Below are 15,595 nucleotides of genomic sequence, written 5' to 3'. Positions count from 1 at the left end.
ATCAGCCGAAGTCGATCGCCGTCCAGTCGCTGGAATAGGCGCGCGTGGTGGGCGTCACGGGCACGTCGGGGTCCCACCGGCCGGGCACGAGTTCATAGTTGAGTTCCTTGGAACCGCCGATTTCCGAGGTGTAATAGCCTGTAAGAACGAGGTTCTTGATGGTGTGCCAGGGCTGCGCCATCGGCGCGGCGGCAAAGGCATCGCGATCCAGGCCCGCCACGGCCGCCTGCCGCGCCGGCAACCCGGCATGGGCAAAATCACCGCCGGCGCGGCGATCGAGTTCGAGAGCCAGCCAGCGTGCATGGTCAAAGCGTCCATCGGCGCTGGAAAAGCCCTCCAGCCCCGATGTGGTCACCGGCTGGTGCGCGCCGCCCAGCCCGTGCGCCAGGCCCAGCAAGACGAAAGCGCCTGCGCCCACATCCCCCGCGCCCGCCGTGTCGGTGCGCGGAATGACGATCTGCGCCACATCGCGCATCAGGCCCTGGTAGCGCACGATGTTCGCGTCCTGCGGCGCAGACGCGGCGACGGCTGCAGCGGCCGGCCCAACGGCAAGGCCCAGCAACGCCAACCCGGCGAGGAAATCCCGGCGCTGCCATCCCCTATCGGCTGGATGTGGAGAATCGGCGGCGACAGTCATGCATCCTCCCGGTGTGCGATCGAGCGGGCGCCAGCGCGGCACGCGCGCCCGTTTAATTAGAATTTCAATTATTGTTCTGCATCGTGCCTGTCAAGCCTGCCCCGCCTACGCGAATGGGCAAACGCTTCCATGACAGGCACTTGATCGTGGCGCGCTCAAAAGCCCATCAGCTGGCGATTGAGCGCACGATCGGCCCCACCCGCGGCAAAGTCATCAAACGCATGCTCGGTCACGCGAATGATGTGGCGGGCAATGAACGGGGCGCCTTCGGCCGCGCCCTGTTCGGGATGCTTGAGCGCGCATTCCCATTCGAGCACGGCCCAGCCGGCGAAATCGTATTGCGCCATCTTGGAAAAGATCGCGGGGAAATCGACCTGCCCATCGCCCAGGCTGCGAAACCGGCCGGGCCGATCGACCCAGGCCTGATAGCCGCCATAGACGCCGCTGCGGCCGCTGGGGCGGAATTCGGCATCCTTGACGTGGAAGCAGGCGATGCGTTCGTGATAGATGTCGATATAGGCCAGGTAGTCCAGGCACTGCAGCACGAAGTGGCTGGGATCATAAAGGATCTTGGCGCGCGGATGGTTGCCGGTGCGTTCCAGGAACATCTCGAACGTCACGCCATCGTGCAGGTCTTCACCGGGATGGATTTCATAGGCGGCATCAACGCCATTGTCCTCGAACACATCCAGGATCGGCTTCCACCGCCGCGCCAGTTCGTCAAACGCATCCTCGACCAGCCCCGCCGGGCGCGCCGGCCATGGGTAGAAATAGGGCCAGGCCAGTGCCCCGGAGAAAGTGGCATGGGCCGACAGGCCCAGGCGCCGGCTGGCGATCGCCGCCTTCTTCACCTGGTCCACCGCCCAGGCCTGGCGTGCGGCCGGGTTGCCATGCACGGCGGCCGGGGCAAAGGCGTCAAACTGCGCATCAAACGCGGGATGCACCGCGACCAGCTGTCCCTGCAAATGGGTGGAAAGCTCGGTGATCGCCAGGCCCTTGTCGGCCAGCATGCCTTTCACCTCGTCGCAATAGGTCTGGCTTTCCGCAGCAAGGTCGAGATCGAACAGGCGCTTGTCCCAGCTGGGGATCTGCACGCCTTTGTAGCCCAGCCCGGCCATATAGCTGCCGATCGCATCCAGGCTGTTGAATGGGGCGGCGTCGCCGGCGAACTGGGCCAGGAAAATGCCCGGCCCCTTGATGGTCTTCATGGTGTCAGGCTCCGTCAAACAGTCAGGGGCACCCAGCCGGCACCGGCGCGGCTGGCAGAAACGGCAGTGGCGATGAACGCCATGCCGCGCAGCCCATCGTCCAGGCCGGGCAGCAACGGCGCAGGTTCGCCCCGCAGCTGGGCGGCAAAATCGCGATAGAGATTGGCAAAGGCCTCGAGATAGCCTTCGGGATGGCCAGCCGGCGTGCGCGTGCGGGCCAGGGCATCGGGGCCCAACTGGCCACTGCCAGCGTGAACGATCTCGGTGCGCCCGTCCAGCTTGGTCAGTTCCAGCATGTTGGGCGTTTCCTGGCGCCAGGCCAGCCCGCCGCGATCGCCATAGAGCCGGATGCGCAGGCCGTTGCGCTCGCCCACTTCGATCTGGCTGGCCAGCAGCACGCCGCGCGCGCCATTGTCGAAACGCAGCAGCACCGTACAGTCATCATCCAGCGCGCGGCCCGGCACCACAGTGCCCAGATCGGCCAGTAGCGAGACGACTTTCAGCCCGCTGATGAATTCAGCCAGGTGAAACGCGTGAACCCCAATGTCGCCGATGCAGCCGCCCAGCCCGGCGCGCGCGGGATCGACGCGCCATTCGGCCTGCTTGCCGGTGGCCTCTGTCGCAAGCCAGCCCTGGGGATATTCCACCACGATCTTGCGCACGGTGCCAAGCGCGCCAGACGCCACCCGCGCCCGCGCCTCGCGCACCAGGGGATAACCGGAATAGGTATAGGTGACGCCGAACGGCAGCCCGGCGGCACGCACCAGGCCAGCGAGTTCGTCTGCCTCGTCCAGCGTGGCGGTCAGCGGCTTGTCGGTCATCACCGGCAGGCCTGCGGCCAGCGCCGCGCGGGCGGCGGGCAGGTGGTGGTGATTGGGCGAGACGATCGCCACGAAATCGATGCCATCGGCCCGCTCGCGTTCGGCGGCGAACATCGCCTCAAGCGTGGGATAGGCGCGTTCCGGATCGACGCGATAGACATCGGCGGCAGCCTTGCCACGCGCGGCATCGCTGGAGAAAACCCCGGCAACCAGCTCGATCTCACGGTCCATTTCCGCCGCATAGCGGTGCACCGGCCCGATGAAGGCGCCTGGCCCACCCCCGATCATGCCCATTCGCAGACGCTGCAAGTCACTCTCCCCGCGCAGTTTCGTTTGTAATCCAAATTCTAGTTTGATAGGGCCTGCGTCGTCAAGCAGGAATGGCCGCGGCTGAACGGCCCCGACGGGAGAATATCGAATGCAGCTCGCCCGCAAGTTTTACGGCTCGCTCACGCTCAAGCCCCAGGGCGCCACGATGATCGTGGCGGGCTTCCTGCCGGTCTTTGCCATCATCGCGATGTTCCCGGTGGTTGCCGCGATGATCACCCATTTCAAGAACGTGCCCGATGCCGCGATCCGCGTGCCGGCCATGGTCACCGCACCCGGCTATGCCATTGCCGTGCTGGCGCCGTTTGCCGGGCTGTTCGCCGACCGCTTTGGCCGCCGGCCGCTGCTGCTGATCTGCACGTTTTTCTACGGTATCGTCGGCACCTTGCCGTTCTTCCTGGAAAACCTTGACGCGATCTTTGCCACGCGCCTGCTGCTGGGCGTGTGCGAGGCCGGCATCCTCACCATCGTCAACACCCTGATCGCGGATTATTGGGAAGACGGCCAGCGCCGCAACTGGCTGATGCTGCAAGGCCTGGTTGGGCCGGCATTCCAGTCGCTGTTGTTCCTGCTGGTGGCGGCGGTGGCGGCATGGCGCTGGAACGGCAGCTTCCTGGTCTATCTCATCGCCCTGCCGATCTTTGTCGCGATGTACCTGTGCATTTTCGAGCCCGAACATCCGCAGGCCAAGCCGCTGCAGGCCGGAACGCCGGCTGTGCCCGCAGCAGATGGGCCGTTCCCGTTCGGCACCGCCTTTCTCGTCGGCGGGCTCACGCTGTTCTGCTCGGTTCTCTATTACGTGTTCATCGTCAATGGCAGCATCGCCTGGGCGGAAGTGGGCGTGACCAACCCGATGGCGGTCAGCAAGGCCACGTTCGTGCCCAGCTTCTTTATCCTGGCCGGATCGGTGCTGTTCCGCATCATCTCGCGCTTTGGCAATGCGGTGCAGATCGCCACGTTCCTGCTGCTGTTCGCCCTGGGCCTGGGCGGCGTGGGCTTGGCGCATTCGATCTTGGAAATGCAGCTGGCGCTGGCGGTGCAGCAGACCGGCGCGGGCATGGCCGTGCCGGCGCTGATCGCCTGGGCACAGACCAAGTTCTCGTTCCGCCATCGCGGCCGGGGCATGGGGGTGTGGACCAGCTGCTTCTTCCTGGGCCAGGCCGTCTCGCCGGTCGTGGTGGGCCTGGTGGCGCGGGGTGCGGGATCGATGCAGGGTGCGTTCCTGGTCGCCGGCGTGGTCGCGCTGATCGCCGCCATTGCGGGCGGCGTCCTGGGCCTGCGCCGGCCAGCAGCGTTGCAGCCCGCTTGAGCGCCGCAGCCACGCGGCGCGCCGGGCTTGAGCTTGAGCTTGAGCCAAGCCTGGCGGCGTCCTGTGGCAGCGGTATGACAGGCCGGTTGGCGTTCGCCACAAATGCCTTTAAGGCGCAGAGGGATGCGCGCGCCGTTTCAGCGTGTGCCAGCATGGGGTTGCCTTGATGCCGCAGGACATGTCCGCCTTGGCGGATGCCGTCGAGTTGTCGCTTGAATCCATGGGCCGTGCGCCGTTGCAGGGGCGCAGCAAGGCCTCACTCGAGCGTATGCTGGCCACCGCGCGAACCCTGATGGTGGAGCGCGGCAACGAGGATTTCACCCTGCAGGAAGTGAGCAGCCGGGGCAAGGTCTCGATCGGGTCGATCTACCTGCGGTTCGAGAACAAGGACAGCCTGGTGCGCGCCGTGCTCTATCGCGCGACGCAGACCCTGGCGCAGGAAGAAGACACGATGCAGGCCGCGCTGGCCGCCTCGTGCGCCACGCTCAAGGAATTCGTTCCGCACTATGTGGAAGCCTATTCCGAAGTGCTGCGCCGCAACGCGCCGCTGCTGCGGTTGACGATGATGCGGGCCGAGCACGACCCGCCCATTTCCGCGCTGGGCAAGCGCGCCGCGCTGCTCGCCGAATCAAAGGCGCTGGCGGCGTTCATGCGCTATCGCGATGAAATTGCCGGGCCAGACCCGGAAATGTGCGCCAAGGCCGCGCACCATATCATCTTTGCCACCCTTGCCCGCCAGTTGAGCCTGGGTTCGAGCAGCGAGTCGGTCACCAACTATGACTGGAACGTGCTCAAGCGTGAGCTGGGGCGGATGTGCACCGCCTATTTCGCGGCCGCCTGAGCCCATAGACCAGATTGATGGCCGGCATCGGCATTTGCCGGCTGGCGTGGGGCAGGCAGAAGGGGAAGAAGATCGGCCATGCCCGATCACGCCCTGCCCCTCGTCGATATCTCCCGCCTGCAAAGCCCAAGCCGCGCCGATCGCCTGGCCGTGGCGCAGGAACTGGACCGCGCCTGTGTCGAGGCGGGGTTTCTCTATGTCACGGGATCGCAGATCGACGCCGGGCTACGCGCGCGGCTGGTGGCGCGGGCGCAGGACTATTTTTCGCAGGATCTCGCCACCAAGATGCAGGGCTATATCGGCCTGTCGCACAACCACAGCGGCTATGTGCCGGTGGGCGAGGAGCAGTTTGGCAGCGGCCCGGCCGACCTCAAGGAAGCCTATGACATCAACATAGACTATCACGGCAGCGAGCGCCGCCCGCTGCTGGGGCCAAACCTGTGGCCGGCGATGCCCGGCTTTCGCGCCGATGTGCAAGCCTGGTATGCCCATCTTACCGGGATCAGCCACCAGCTGTTTCGTGCCTTTGCCCTGGCGCTTGGTCTGGATGAAACCCATTTCGACGCGCACCTGCGCCATCCGCCCAGCCAGTTGCGGCTGATCCACTATCCCCACGATCCCGCCGCGCAAGATCGGCCGGGGATCGGTGCGCATACCGATTACGAATGCTTCACCTTGCTGCACGTTACCGCGCCGGGGCTGCAGGTGGTGGATCGGCACGGCGCCTGGTTCGATGTGCCGCTGATCGATGGCGCGCTGATCATGAATGTAGGCGACATGATGGAGATCATGTCCAACGGCCGCTATCTGGCCACCAAGCACCGGGTGAAGACCGTGGCGCAGGAGCGCTATTCCTTCCCGCTGTTCTGCTCGTGCGATTACGACCACGTGATCGCCCCGGTGGTGCGCGGCGAAGCCCCGCGCTATCGCCCGATCAAGGGCGGGGAACACCTGTTCAACCAGACGGCGCAGACCTTCGCCTATCTCAAGCAGCGCATTGCGCGCGGCGACTTGGTGCTCAACGATCCGGTGCCGTTGGCCTCGTTCGGCCGGCCAGAGGCGGGGGCATGAAAGTTGCCGATCTGCTGGCCGCGCTGCCGCCCCGGCCGCTGGGCGCGGTGCCGTTTCCACGCCACCTGCTCGGCGCATTCCGGCGCAAGAGCATCACATTCTGCACCGGGCTGACTGACGAGGTAACGCCGGTCTACTGGTTCCAGTCACGCAGCTTCACGCTCGACCTGCGCCTGCCCGGCCGCGACGACACCGCGCTGACGGCGCGCCAGGGCTGGGTGGGTGACACGCTGTGGGATGCGCAGCGCGGCGAAATGTCGTGGTCGGTGGCGCGCAGCTATCAACCGCGCAACCAATGGCCCGAACCGGCGCGCCTGGCGTTCATCGGCAACAGCGTGCTCGAGTTTGCGCCATCGGGCGCCTATGTCGAGGATTGGCGGCAACTCGCCGCGCCTGGCCCGCTGCTTGGGCTGCGGCTGCATCTGCTGCGCGAGCATGCGACCGGGACAGACCATGCCATGGACGGCGGGCTGATCGTGGCCGGCGCGCACATGGCCCTCGCGCGATCGCGCCTGCCGGCCATCGACGCCGCGCTGGCCACCACGCCCAGCCTGGACCACGCCCTGGCCCAGGGCATCATCAGCGCGGCGCAGATCGCCAGCTACGAAGTCTCCGTCGCGCTCGACGGCGCGCACGTCACCCACACCACCATCCCGGCGCGGCACGGGAAACGGCTGCTCCAGGGTGACTTCGCCATTGAGGCCGATGGCCAGGTGCACCAGCACTGCACGATCGACAGCATGGCCTGCACGCTGGTTTACAGCCTCGATGTGCACGAGCGGTGTTTGCCTTTGTCACGCAGACGCCCACCACGTCCGGGGGGCAAGCCTGGCTGGAGGCTGAACGCGAGCATCTGGAGCGCAATGCGCGGGTTTTGCGTTGAGAAAGCGGGACTCCGGATCAAGTCCGGGGTGAGATAGGCGCATGTAATATATTGTTTTTTTCGTCACCCCGGACTTGATCCGGGGTCCCACTGCCTTGCTACCTAGACCTCCCGCGCGCGTAGGTGGCCGGTGATCTCGTCGAGGAACAGCTGCGCCGGCGTGCCGCGCTCGGGCGCCTGGCGGGTGAGCAGGTACATCGGATAGGATGGCGCCAGGTCGTCGGGTAGCAGCGGCCACAAGTCCCCGCTCGCCACGGCCGGCGCGGCGGCGAGCGTGGGGAGGAAGCCGATGCCGGTGCCCAGCCGGATCAGGCGCAGTGCCTCGTGGATGTCTTCGGCCAGGCCCGTCACCACCGTGCCGAGGCGATAGCGCTGGCGCAGGTGGGTGATCGTGTCCACCTCGTCCTGCCCGGTCAGCACGAAACCTTGTTCGCGCAGGCTGGCCATGGTGGCCACGCGCGTTCCGTAAAGCGGGCTGCTGCGCGCGCAATAGAGTTGCTGGGTTTCGGTGAACAGCGGCTCGTAGGTCAGCCCGGCGCGCACGCCGCTGTCGGTGCCCACGCCAAGTTCCGCCTCGCCGCGTTCCAACACATCGAGCACGCTGCGCCAGGGCGAGACGCGGATTTCGATGCGGATCGCGGGGTGGCGGGCATGCAGGCTGGCAATCGCAGCATCGAACGCAGGCGATACGATCGAGGACACCACCTGGATGCGCGCCAGCCCTTCGACCTGCTGCAGCGCCTGGGCAATACGATGGGGTGCGGCGCGCGCGGCCTGGGCCATGTCTTCACACAGCAGATAAAGCGCGCGGCCGGCTGCGGTCAGTTCCACGCCGCTGGCACTGCGATGCAGCAGGCGCGCGCCGGCGTGCTCTTCCAGCCGCTTGAGCGCGGCGCTGATCGTGGGTTGCTGCTTGTTGAGCCGGCGCGCCGCCGCGCCGATGCCGCCTGCCTTCACGATATCGGCAAACAGGCGCAGCAGGTTCCAATCGACCTGGGCGGCAAACAAGGGATTGGGCAGCAAAGGATCGGGCGCCGGCATGGCCTGACCCTATGCCAAGGCCCGGCCGGCGGCAATGTCAGGGGGAAGCAGGCACAAGCCGCTTCCCCCGATCACATCATCAGAACGCGTAGCGCGCGCGCACGCCGATCGTGCGGGGACGTGCCCACGAGATGCGGTCGCCGGGCTGATAGACCTTGTAATAGGTTGCCCGTGCCACATCGACATACTTCACGCCGTTGATCAGGTTGTTGCCGAACAGGCCGATTTCCAGGCGGCCGATGTCATAGCTGATCGAGGCGCTGACATTGTTCTGCGCGGGGATGCGCGCATAAGTGGCGCTGGGGCCATCGGTCACCAGCTGACCATTGGTGATCGTGGTCTTGTAGGGGTTGAACGTGGTGAACTGGTCGCCCTGGTATTGGTAGCTGGCGCGCAGGTGGATCGACTGATCGGTGCCGACATTGGCATCGTAGAACAGCGAGGCCGACGCGGTCCATTGCGGGAAATAGGGCGTGCGGTTGCCGTCAAATGCGCCGACCGTGGGGATATTCCCGTTGGCGCGCGAGTCCGTGTAGGAAGCAAAGCCCGAGAAGGTGATTTCCGGGCTGAGCTTGACCGTGGTTTCCAGCTCCAGGCCCTTGGAGCGGATCTTGCCCTTGTTGTCGGTGAAGAAGTACGAGCAATCGAGCAACAGGCGGGTTTGCACGTCGCTCCAGTCGATCCAGAACGCGCTGGCGTTGAACGTCACCTTGCCATCGGCCAGGCGCGCCTTTTCACCAATGGTATAGTTCCACAGCTTGTCCGGGCCGAACGTGCTCGGTGCCGAGGAATAGCCATAGGACGCCAAGTTGTTCTTGCAGGTCTGCGAGATGCCGGTGTCGCCGATTGGCACGGGCTGGTTGGCCCCGCCATAGCGGAAGCCCTTGGCGACTTCGGCATAGACCATGAAGTCCTGGCTGGCCTTGTACGACACATTGGCACGCGGGTTCACGCCGTTGGACTTGAGCGTGGCGTTCTGTTCCAGGGGCACGTGGTTGATCACGCCATAGACGCCGCTTTCAAACAGGTAATACTTTTCCTTGAAGTTGAAGTAGCGCAGGCCGCCCGACAGATCGAGCTTGTCGGTGATGTGCCAGGTGGCATCGGCATAGGCGGCGAACTGATGTTCGTCCGTATCCTGAAGACCCGAGAAGATGTCATTGGAATTGAACGCTTTGTCCACGGCCTTGGAATCATAGAGGCCATTGGCCGTCTGCGGGAACGGGCCATAGAAATAGTTCATGTACGACAGCGTATCGAACCCGGCGACGGGAATGTCCTGGACCAGGTGGCGGATCTGCTTTTCATAGAACACGCCGGCGGTCCACTTCACCGGACCGGTATTGTCGGAAGCCAGGCGCGCTTCCAGCATGGTATCCTTGATCTTCTGGTTGATCGAATACTGTTCATAGGGGATCAGCTTGCTCACCGCCGGATCAAAGCTGGTCGGCGCCTTGTAGAGCGGATAGGTCGTGCTGCTGACCGGCAGCGTACCGCCGCTGTAATCCTGGAAGAAATAGCCGATCGTCGGCTCGGTGCTGGCCAGGTAGCCCACATCGCGATCGGTATGCGCGCCGCTGATGATCAGGTGCACGCCGCCCAGGTCATAATCGCCCGAGGCCTGGTAGAGGCGGAACTTGTCGCTGGTGCCTTCCGGCCCGTTGGTGAAGGTGGTGTAGTCCGCCAACCCGCTCATGCCGGTGTTGAGGCCATTGGCCTTGCTGTGTTCATAAGTGAACGCGGCGTCGAAGGTGAAGGCGGTGCTGGGCGTCCAGCGCAGGGCCACGCGTGCCTGTTCGGTGGTGTTGCTGTTGCGGTTCTGCCCGGCATAGGCGCCGACATTGTCGATGAAACCGCCATCGCGGCCGACATAGACATTGGCGCGCACGGCCAGTTGGTCTTTCACCAGCGGCAGGTTGATCATGCCCCGCACGCTGCCGCTGGCCGCGCCATGTTCGGTAGAAGCCGCCGTGCCTTCGATCGAGCCCGACACTTCATCGGCACGCGGCTTGGCGGTGACAAAGCGCACCGTGCCGGCCATCGAGCCGGCGCCATAGAGCGTGCCCTGCGGGCCGCGCAGCACTTCCACGCGTTCGAGGTCATAGACCTTGAGATCGGGCGTCTGCCCCTGCACCGAGATCGGCGTATCATCGAGATAGACCGCCACGAGCGAACGGTCCGAGGTGTCGGACGTGCGATAGCCGCCGGTCGACAGGCCGCGCATGTTGAACTTGTTAAAGCCCGGCGCGCTTTCGGTGATCGAGAGCGAGGGGACGAAGCGCTGCAGATCCGACAGGTTGCCCTGGCCAGACTTAGTGATCGTGTCGACGTTCACCACCGAAATGGCGATCGGCACCTTCTGCACCGATTCCGCGCCCGAACGGCTGGCGGTGACGACGATGTCTTCGATCTTGCCGCTGGGCTGGCTGGCCTGTTCATCGGCCCAGGCGGGCGCCGTCGCCAGCATCGCGGCCGAGACCACGGCCGTGGATGCCAGGAGCCGCGCGGACAGGCGCGCACGGTGCATGGCGGACAGGAGGTCGCTATTGTTCATTATACCCCTCGCACTTTCTGATTTGACTCCCCGTGCGGGCGCTCGCCACCCGCTCGACCGCGTCTGGGCCGGTACTCGTCTTGAGCCGTGCCAGCTTCGCACCAAGCTGGCGTGCAACAACTGTGTTAATCGCATGCGCTTATCGGATTTTGTTATCCGCAAGGCCAAGCGCCTGAGCCAGCGGGCCAAGCCAGGGCGCACAGGCCTGCCAGCGCGACAGGCCCTGGCGGTGCAGCGGCTGGCGCACCTGCTGCGCGCTGATCGTGCGCACGGCGCGCGGATTGTCGAAAAAGCGCAGGGTTTCGGGCGCAAAGGGCAGCCCGCAATGGTCCAGCAGGCGGCGCACCGTGCCTTCCGCGTCCTCGACAAGCTCTTCATAGGCAACTGCCATCATCGCCTGGCCCAAACCCTTGTGCATATGCGCGGCCAATGCGGCAGCGGCGCAACAATAGCGGCCCAGCGTGACAAGATCATAGCTATAGCCCTGCCCGCCCGCGAAATCCTGGGCATAAAGCGAAAAACCGCAGGCCATGGGATCGCGCGAAACGTGGATGATGCGCGCCTGGGGCAGCGCCACACGGATCAGCGGCAGGTTGAACAGGTTGCCCGGCGCCTTGTCGACGAACAGCGGCCGATCGGTCTGCCGCACGCGCGCCACCCGCTCCAGATAGGCTTCGCCCAGCGCGCGCGCTTCGGGTGCGGTCATTGCCGCCAGTGCCGACGCGCGATCGTGGGCGCGCCCTTCGCGGATCAGCCGCGTGGTCCATTGCCGCGCCAGCAGCGTGAAATCGGCCAGCTCGGACAGACCTTCGGCCGCCGGGTGGCTGGCCAGGATTTGCTCGACCAGAGTTGAGCCGCTGCGCGGCAGGCCGACGATGAACACCGGGCCGGGGCGCGGGTCGCCCCAGGCGCTGCGCGCGGCGAAAAAAGGCGCCGGGCTGGCCGCGATCGTATCGGCAACAAAGCGCTCGTGCGCGGCGATATCGAACGGCACTTGCGCGCGGCGCAGGGCATTGGCGCGGTGCAGATGGTCCATCGCCCCGGCCGGCTCCTGCGCATCGAGCAGCGCGCGGCCCAGCGCGAAATGGAGATGCGCGGCCTGGGCCGGCGCCAGGCCCGGCGTGGCGAGCGCCGCTGTCATCGCGGCCAGATCCTCAGGCACAAAGCGGAAGGTCTTGAGATTGGCCAGGCTCCACCACGGCTCTGCCTGGTCGGGCCGCAGCGCCAGCGCGCGGCGATACGCCGCCACTGCACCGGCAACATCGCCAGCCGCCGCCAAAGCATGGCCGCGCACGTGCCAAAAACCAGCGTCATCGGGCGCCAGCGCCAGGGCGACATCGAGCGCGGCGAGCGCGGCATCGACATCGCCGCCATGCAGATGCGCGGCCGCCACCAGGCCGTGCAGCGCGGGATTGCCGGGATGACGCGCGGCGAGCGGCGCCACCCGGGCCAGCGCCTCTGGCCCGCGCTGCTGCCGTTCGTAGAGCAGCGCGAGATCGAGCGCAGCGGCAGAAAAGGTGGGCGCGCGGGCCAAGGCGGCAAGCAGCAATTCTTCGGCGGCATCCTGCCCACCCTGGGCCAGGCTTGCCGCCGCCAGCAGACGCAGCCAGCATGGATCGACGCGGTCTATCCCCGCGAGCGCATGGCCCTGCGCCACGATCGGTTGCTGTACTTGCGCCAGCGCCGGGGGCAGCGCCTGGCCCAGCACGGCGTGCTGGCCGGCCAGGGCATGGGCCGCGATCGCCGAGTGCGGGTTGAAGCGATGGGCCAGACTAAAAGCATCCAGCGCGGCGGCATCCTCTCCCGCCATGGCGTGGGCCGCGCCGCGTTCATAGTGCACGCCCCAGGCCGTGCTTTGCGCCAGCGGCGCCAGCAGACGCAGCGCCCCAGTGGCATCGCCGCAGCGGCGCATGGCAGCCGCCGCCACAAAGCGCGCCTCGAGCCCCTGCCCTGCCGCCAGGGCCAGATCGCGCGCCTGGGCAGGATCGCTGGACAGCAGCGCCTTGGCGCGCGCCAGGCTCATGGCGTGGGGGGCAGGTGGCGCAGGATCAGGCCGTCCTGATGGTTGTGCACAAAGCCTTTCCAGGTGGGGTTGTCGCCCCCCTGGCTCACCGCTGCATAGGGCGTGGCAGGGCCAGTCCACCCCGCCTTGTCAGAGCGTTCCGCCGGCACGGTGAGATAGGCCTGCATCGCCGCCTGGTGCTTGAGATGCACGGCCAGAAAAGCGGTGATGAAATGCAGGCTGATGCCGTTGAGCCGCGCCTTGCGCCACACCGGATCTTCGAACCAGTCCATGTCCCACAACGCCTGGCGCATCTGCGGCGGCGCGGGATCGGTGCCGATGGAATGGCCGGCCCCCTCGAACGCCAGCATGGTGCGATCGCTGCCCGTGGCGCCGGCAAAGATCGTGGCCGGGCCGGGATCAAAGCCGACCGTGCGATCGGCCGTTCCGGTCACCACCATGAGCGGCGCATGGATTTGCGCCACGCCGCTGCCCCACACCGGCGATGGCCCGCCGCCAGCAGGCGAAATCGCCACGACAGCAGCAATGCCATCGGCGCGCAGATCGGCCGCGGCCGGGCCATTGCCGGCATAGGCCGCGCGCAGGGCGGCCGGCATGCGCGCCAGCCACGCAGCTGTGGGATCGAGCCGGGCACCCGCTGCGGTCAACACGCCATAGCCACCAAACGAATAGCCAATCAGCGCCACCTGCGCCGGATCGGCCAGCGGCCCCAGCAACCCGGCGCGCAGGCGTTGCAACGTCAACACGATATCGAGCGGGCGGCGCAGCATCATCGGCACGGCGCCGCGCGGATCGGTGATCGGCCCATCATGATGGGCGATGGCCACCACGACATAGCCCTTGCTCGCCAGGTTTTCGCCCAGCCAGCGCAGCATCACCGGATCGTTGTCAAACCCATGCGAGAGCAGCACCAGGGGAAAGCCCTGGCCCGCCGCCGGCGCATCGGCCACCGCGCGCCCGGCTATGGTGAAGTGCACCGGCGGCTGCGGCGGCTCTGCCGTCAGGCTGGCAGAATAGGTCACGGTGCTCGCGCCGGCTGCGCCGCGCGCGGGATACCAGATGCGCAACGGCAGGGTGCGCGTGCCGCGCACGACTTGCCCCGCAGCGACCGACGCCGTCGCATCCAGTTGCCCCGAGGCCACGATCGTGCGCGTCATGGTGCCCGGTACATAGGGGCCAGGCGCAGCCAGTTCGGGCAGGCCGGGCTCTGGCTGATCCAGGCCGATGGCCGGCTTGCCCGGCGCATTGCTGGCAGGCGGCGCAGCGGCGGCAGTCAGCATGGCAAGGCCCAGCAGCGCGCTGGCACGCATCAGGCGCCTTGCCCGGCGCGCACCGGCGCCGACTGTACCGGTCTTCTCGGTTTCCTGTGTCATGATCCTCCTGGCGCGCTGCCCTGCATTCTTGGCCCCATGCTATGCCCTCCCCTCGCTCGCACGCTATCTCGTATAGGCAATTGCCTGTGCTTTCATGTTATTCCTGCGTCGGGAAAAGCTGGCGGAACAGCCGCCCGACCCATTCGTTGCCCACCCTGGGCACCATCTCTCATTCCACGGACGTCCGTAGACGTCCGTGAAGTGGCTGAAATCAGACAAATTTTGTGGCATAGTCGTCCGACAACATCCGGGCGAATGCGACACCAATCAGGAACAAAATGGGTATCCTGATGGGTATCGTTCTCCGCCCTTCGGCGAGGCGATACCCAGACGAGCACGCTCTTTGCGACCACGATTGCGAACGCTAAACCCAAAGACCGGCCATACAAGATGTTCGATGGCGGCGGGCTGCATCTTTTCGTCAAGTCAAATGGCTCAAAGCTGTAGCGCCTGACCTACAGTTGGCTCAGCAAGCAGAAAACCCTGTCGCTGGGCCAATCGCCCGATCTTAGCCTTGCCGACGGGAGCGCCAAACGCGAAGAAGCCAGGCGCCTACTCGCCACCGGGATCGATCCCGCCCACCAGCAAAAGATTGACGCCGCCAAAGCCAGGATCGAGGAAAACAGCACCTTCAAGACTGTCGCGCTTGAGTGGATTGCCAAGCAGGAGCGTGAGCAGTTGGCTGAGGTTACACTCAGCAAAGTTCGCTGGCTCCTAGACAAGGCTTATCCCAAGATTGGTACGCGACCGATCGCCCAGATAACCGCGCACGAAGTTCTCGTCGTCTTACGCGCGGTTGAGGCGACGGGCCGCTACGAAAGCGCGCGCCGCATGCGAAGCGTTCTGGGGCGCGTTTTTCGCTACGCAGTCGCCACAGCACGAGCCGAATGCGATCCAACCAGCGACCTCCGTGGCGCTCTGACCGCCCCCAAATCCAAGCATCTCGCCGCCATCACCACTCCACACCGCGCTGGGGAACTGATGAGGGCAATCGAGCGGTACACCGGCCATGCCATCACGCTGTTCGCTTTGAAGCTGTCAGCACATCTCTTTGTGCGCCCCGGTGAACTTCGCCAAGCCGAATGGGCAGAGTTCGATTTCGATCGCAGCGTGTGGAACATCCGGCTCATGTCGGGAAACACGGTCAATGCCGCTTTAAGGGCCCTTGGCTTTGGACAAGAGGAAATGACCGCGCATGGCTTTCGGGCAATGGCGGCCACCCTTCTCAACGAGACCGGACGTTTCAATCCGGATGCGATCGAGCGGCAATTGGCGCATATGGAAAACAACGGGGTCCGCCGCGCCCATACGCGGGGAGAATACTGGAATGAGCGGGTGGCGTTGATGCAGTTCTGGTCGGACGAGTTGGGCCGCTTGCGCGATGGCGCGAGAGTGCTCAAGCCTAACTTCGGCGGCCAAAAATCGTTCGTCTCCGGACAGGTTTTTTGCCGTTAGCGTAGTGCTGAGACTCGCCTAAGGTTAGCCATGGCGCGATGGAAATGCCCTT

At 65.7% G+C, this 15,595-nt stretch carries 12 protein-coding genes and 1 pseudogene; 6 read left to right on the top strand and 7 right to left on the bottom strand.

The genetic code is table 11. The features are described 5' to 3' along the window. Position 1: 1 nt before the first annotated feature. The 3 genes from IP65_RS07495 to IP65_RS07485 form a co-directional block, all read right to left on the bottom strand. Positions 2 to 637 carry a gluconate 2-dehydrogenase subunit 3 family protein gene (locus IP65_RS07495; RefSeq protein ID WP_022678414.1) on the bottom strand — a complete coding sequence of 212 codons (636 nt, stop codon included), beginning with the start codon at positions 635 to 637 and terminating at the stop codon, positions 2 to 4. Between the two features lie 155 nt (positions 638 to 792). Beyond that, positions 793 to 1,845, bottom strand: a complete 1,053-nt coding sequence (locus IP65_RS07490) for a sugar phosphate isomerase/epimerase (protein ID WP_022678415.1) — start codon at positions 1,843 to 1,845, stop codon at positions 793 to 795. Between the two features lie 14 nt (positions 1,846 to 1,859). Then, positions 1,860 to 2,960 (bottom strand): Gfo/Idh/MocA family protein, encoded by a 1,101-nt coding sequence (locus IP65_RS07485; RefSeq protein ID WP_054131292.1) that lies wholly within the window; start codon positions 2,958 to 2,960, stop codon positions 1,860 to 1,862. Between the two features lie 124 nt (positions 2,961 to 3,084). On the opposite strand from IP65_RS07485, the gene IP65_RS07480 reads away from it, so the two are divergent. The 4 genes from IP65_RS07480 (at position 3,085) to IP65_RS07465 (ending at position 7,134) form a co-directional block, all read left to right on the top strand. Then, positions 3,085 to 4,302: an MFS transporter gene (locus tag IP65_RS07480; RefSeq protein ID WP_022678417.1), complete on the top strand. Its 1,218-nt coding sequence runs from the start codon at positions 3,085 to 3,087 to the stop codon at positions 4,300 to 4,302. A gap of 178 nt (positions 4,303 to 4,480) precedes the next feature. Continuing rightward, entirely contained in the window at positions 4,481 to 5,143 is a 663-nt protein-coding gene (locus tag IP65_RS07475; protein ID WP_231627601.1) for a TetR/AcrR family transcriptional regulator, read from the top strand. 78 nt (positions 5,144 to 5,221) lie between these two features. Continuing rightward, the gene (locus tag IP65_RS07470; protein ID WP_022678419.1) at positions 5,222 to 6,214 is read left to right on the top strand and encodes an isopenicillin N synthase family oxygenase; all 993 of its coding nucleotides are present in this window, start codon (positions 5,222 to 5,224) and stop codon (positions 6,212 to 6,214) included. Next, entirely contained in the window at positions 6,211 to 7,134 is a 924-nt protein-coding gene (locus IP65_RS07465) for a hypothetical protein (protein ID WP_231627600.1), read from the top strand. The genes IP65_RS07470 and IP65_RS07465 overlap by 4 nt, the downstream gene beginning before the upstream one ends. Positions 7,135 to 7,199: 65 nt before the next feature. On the opposite strand, the gene IP65_RS07460 is transcribed toward IP65_RS07465, so the two are convergent. The 4 genes from IP65_RS07460 to IP65_RS07445 all read right to left on the bottom strand — a co-directional run bounded on the left by IP65_RS07460 (position 7,200) and on the right by IP65_RS07445 (position 14,088). Further along, entirely contained in the window at positions 7,200 to 8,138 is a 939-nt protein-coding gene (locus IP65_RS07460; protein ID WP_022678421.1) for a LysR family transcriptional regulator, read from the bottom strand. 79 nt (positions 8,139 to 8,217) lie between these two features. Next, the gene (locus IP65_RS07455; RefSeq protein WP_022678422.1) at positions 8,218 to 10,692 is read right to left on the bottom strand and encodes a TonB-dependent receptor; all 2,475 of its coding nucleotides are present in this window, start codon (positions 10,690 to 10,692) and stop codon (positions 8,218 to 8,220) included. Positions 10,693 to 10,831: 139 nt separating this feature from the next. Beyond that, the gene (locus IP65_RS07450; RefSeq protein ID WP_054131291.1) at positions 10,832 to 12,715 is read right to left on the bottom strand and encodes a sulfotransferase; all 1,884 of its coding nucleotides are present in this window, start codon (positions 12,713 to 12,715) and stop codon (positions 10,832 to 10,834) included. Continuing rightward, the gene (locus IP65_RS07445) at positions 12,712 to 14,088 is read right to left on the bottom strand and encodes a hypothetical protein (protein WP_054131290.1); all 1,377 of its coding nucleotides are present in this window, start codon (positions 14,086 to 14,088) and stop codon (positions 12,712 to 12,714) included. Before IP65_RS07445 ends, IP65_RS07450 begins: the two co-directional genes overlap by 4 nt. A gap of 450 nt (positions 14,089 to 14,538) precedes the next feature. Here IP65_RS07445 and IP65_RS22195 point away from each other — a divergent pair. Further along, positions 14,539 to 14,667 (top strand): annotated as a pseudogene (locus tag IP65_RS22195) (Arm DNA-binding domain-containing protein); the annotation flags it as partial. A gap of 99 nt (positions 14,668 to 14,766) precedes the next feature. Continuing rightward, complete coding sequence (locus tag IP65_RS07440) at positions 14,767 to 15,543, top strand: tyrosine-type recombinase/integrase (protein WP_369801242.1); 777 nt, start codon at positions 14,767 to 14,769, stop codon at positions 15,541 to 15,543. The last annotated feature ends 52 nt before the right edge of the window (positions 15,544 to 15,595 follow it).

It is taken from the genome of Novosphingobium sp. AAP1, assembly GCF_001295765.1.
Lineage (GTDB): Bacteria > Pseudomonadota > Alphaproteobacteria > Sphingomonadales > Sphingomonadaceae > Novosphingobium > Novosphingobium capsulatum.
The sequence above is the reverse complement of the archived record's forward strand: the minus strand, read 5'-3'. Positions and strand labels throughout refer to the sequence as shown.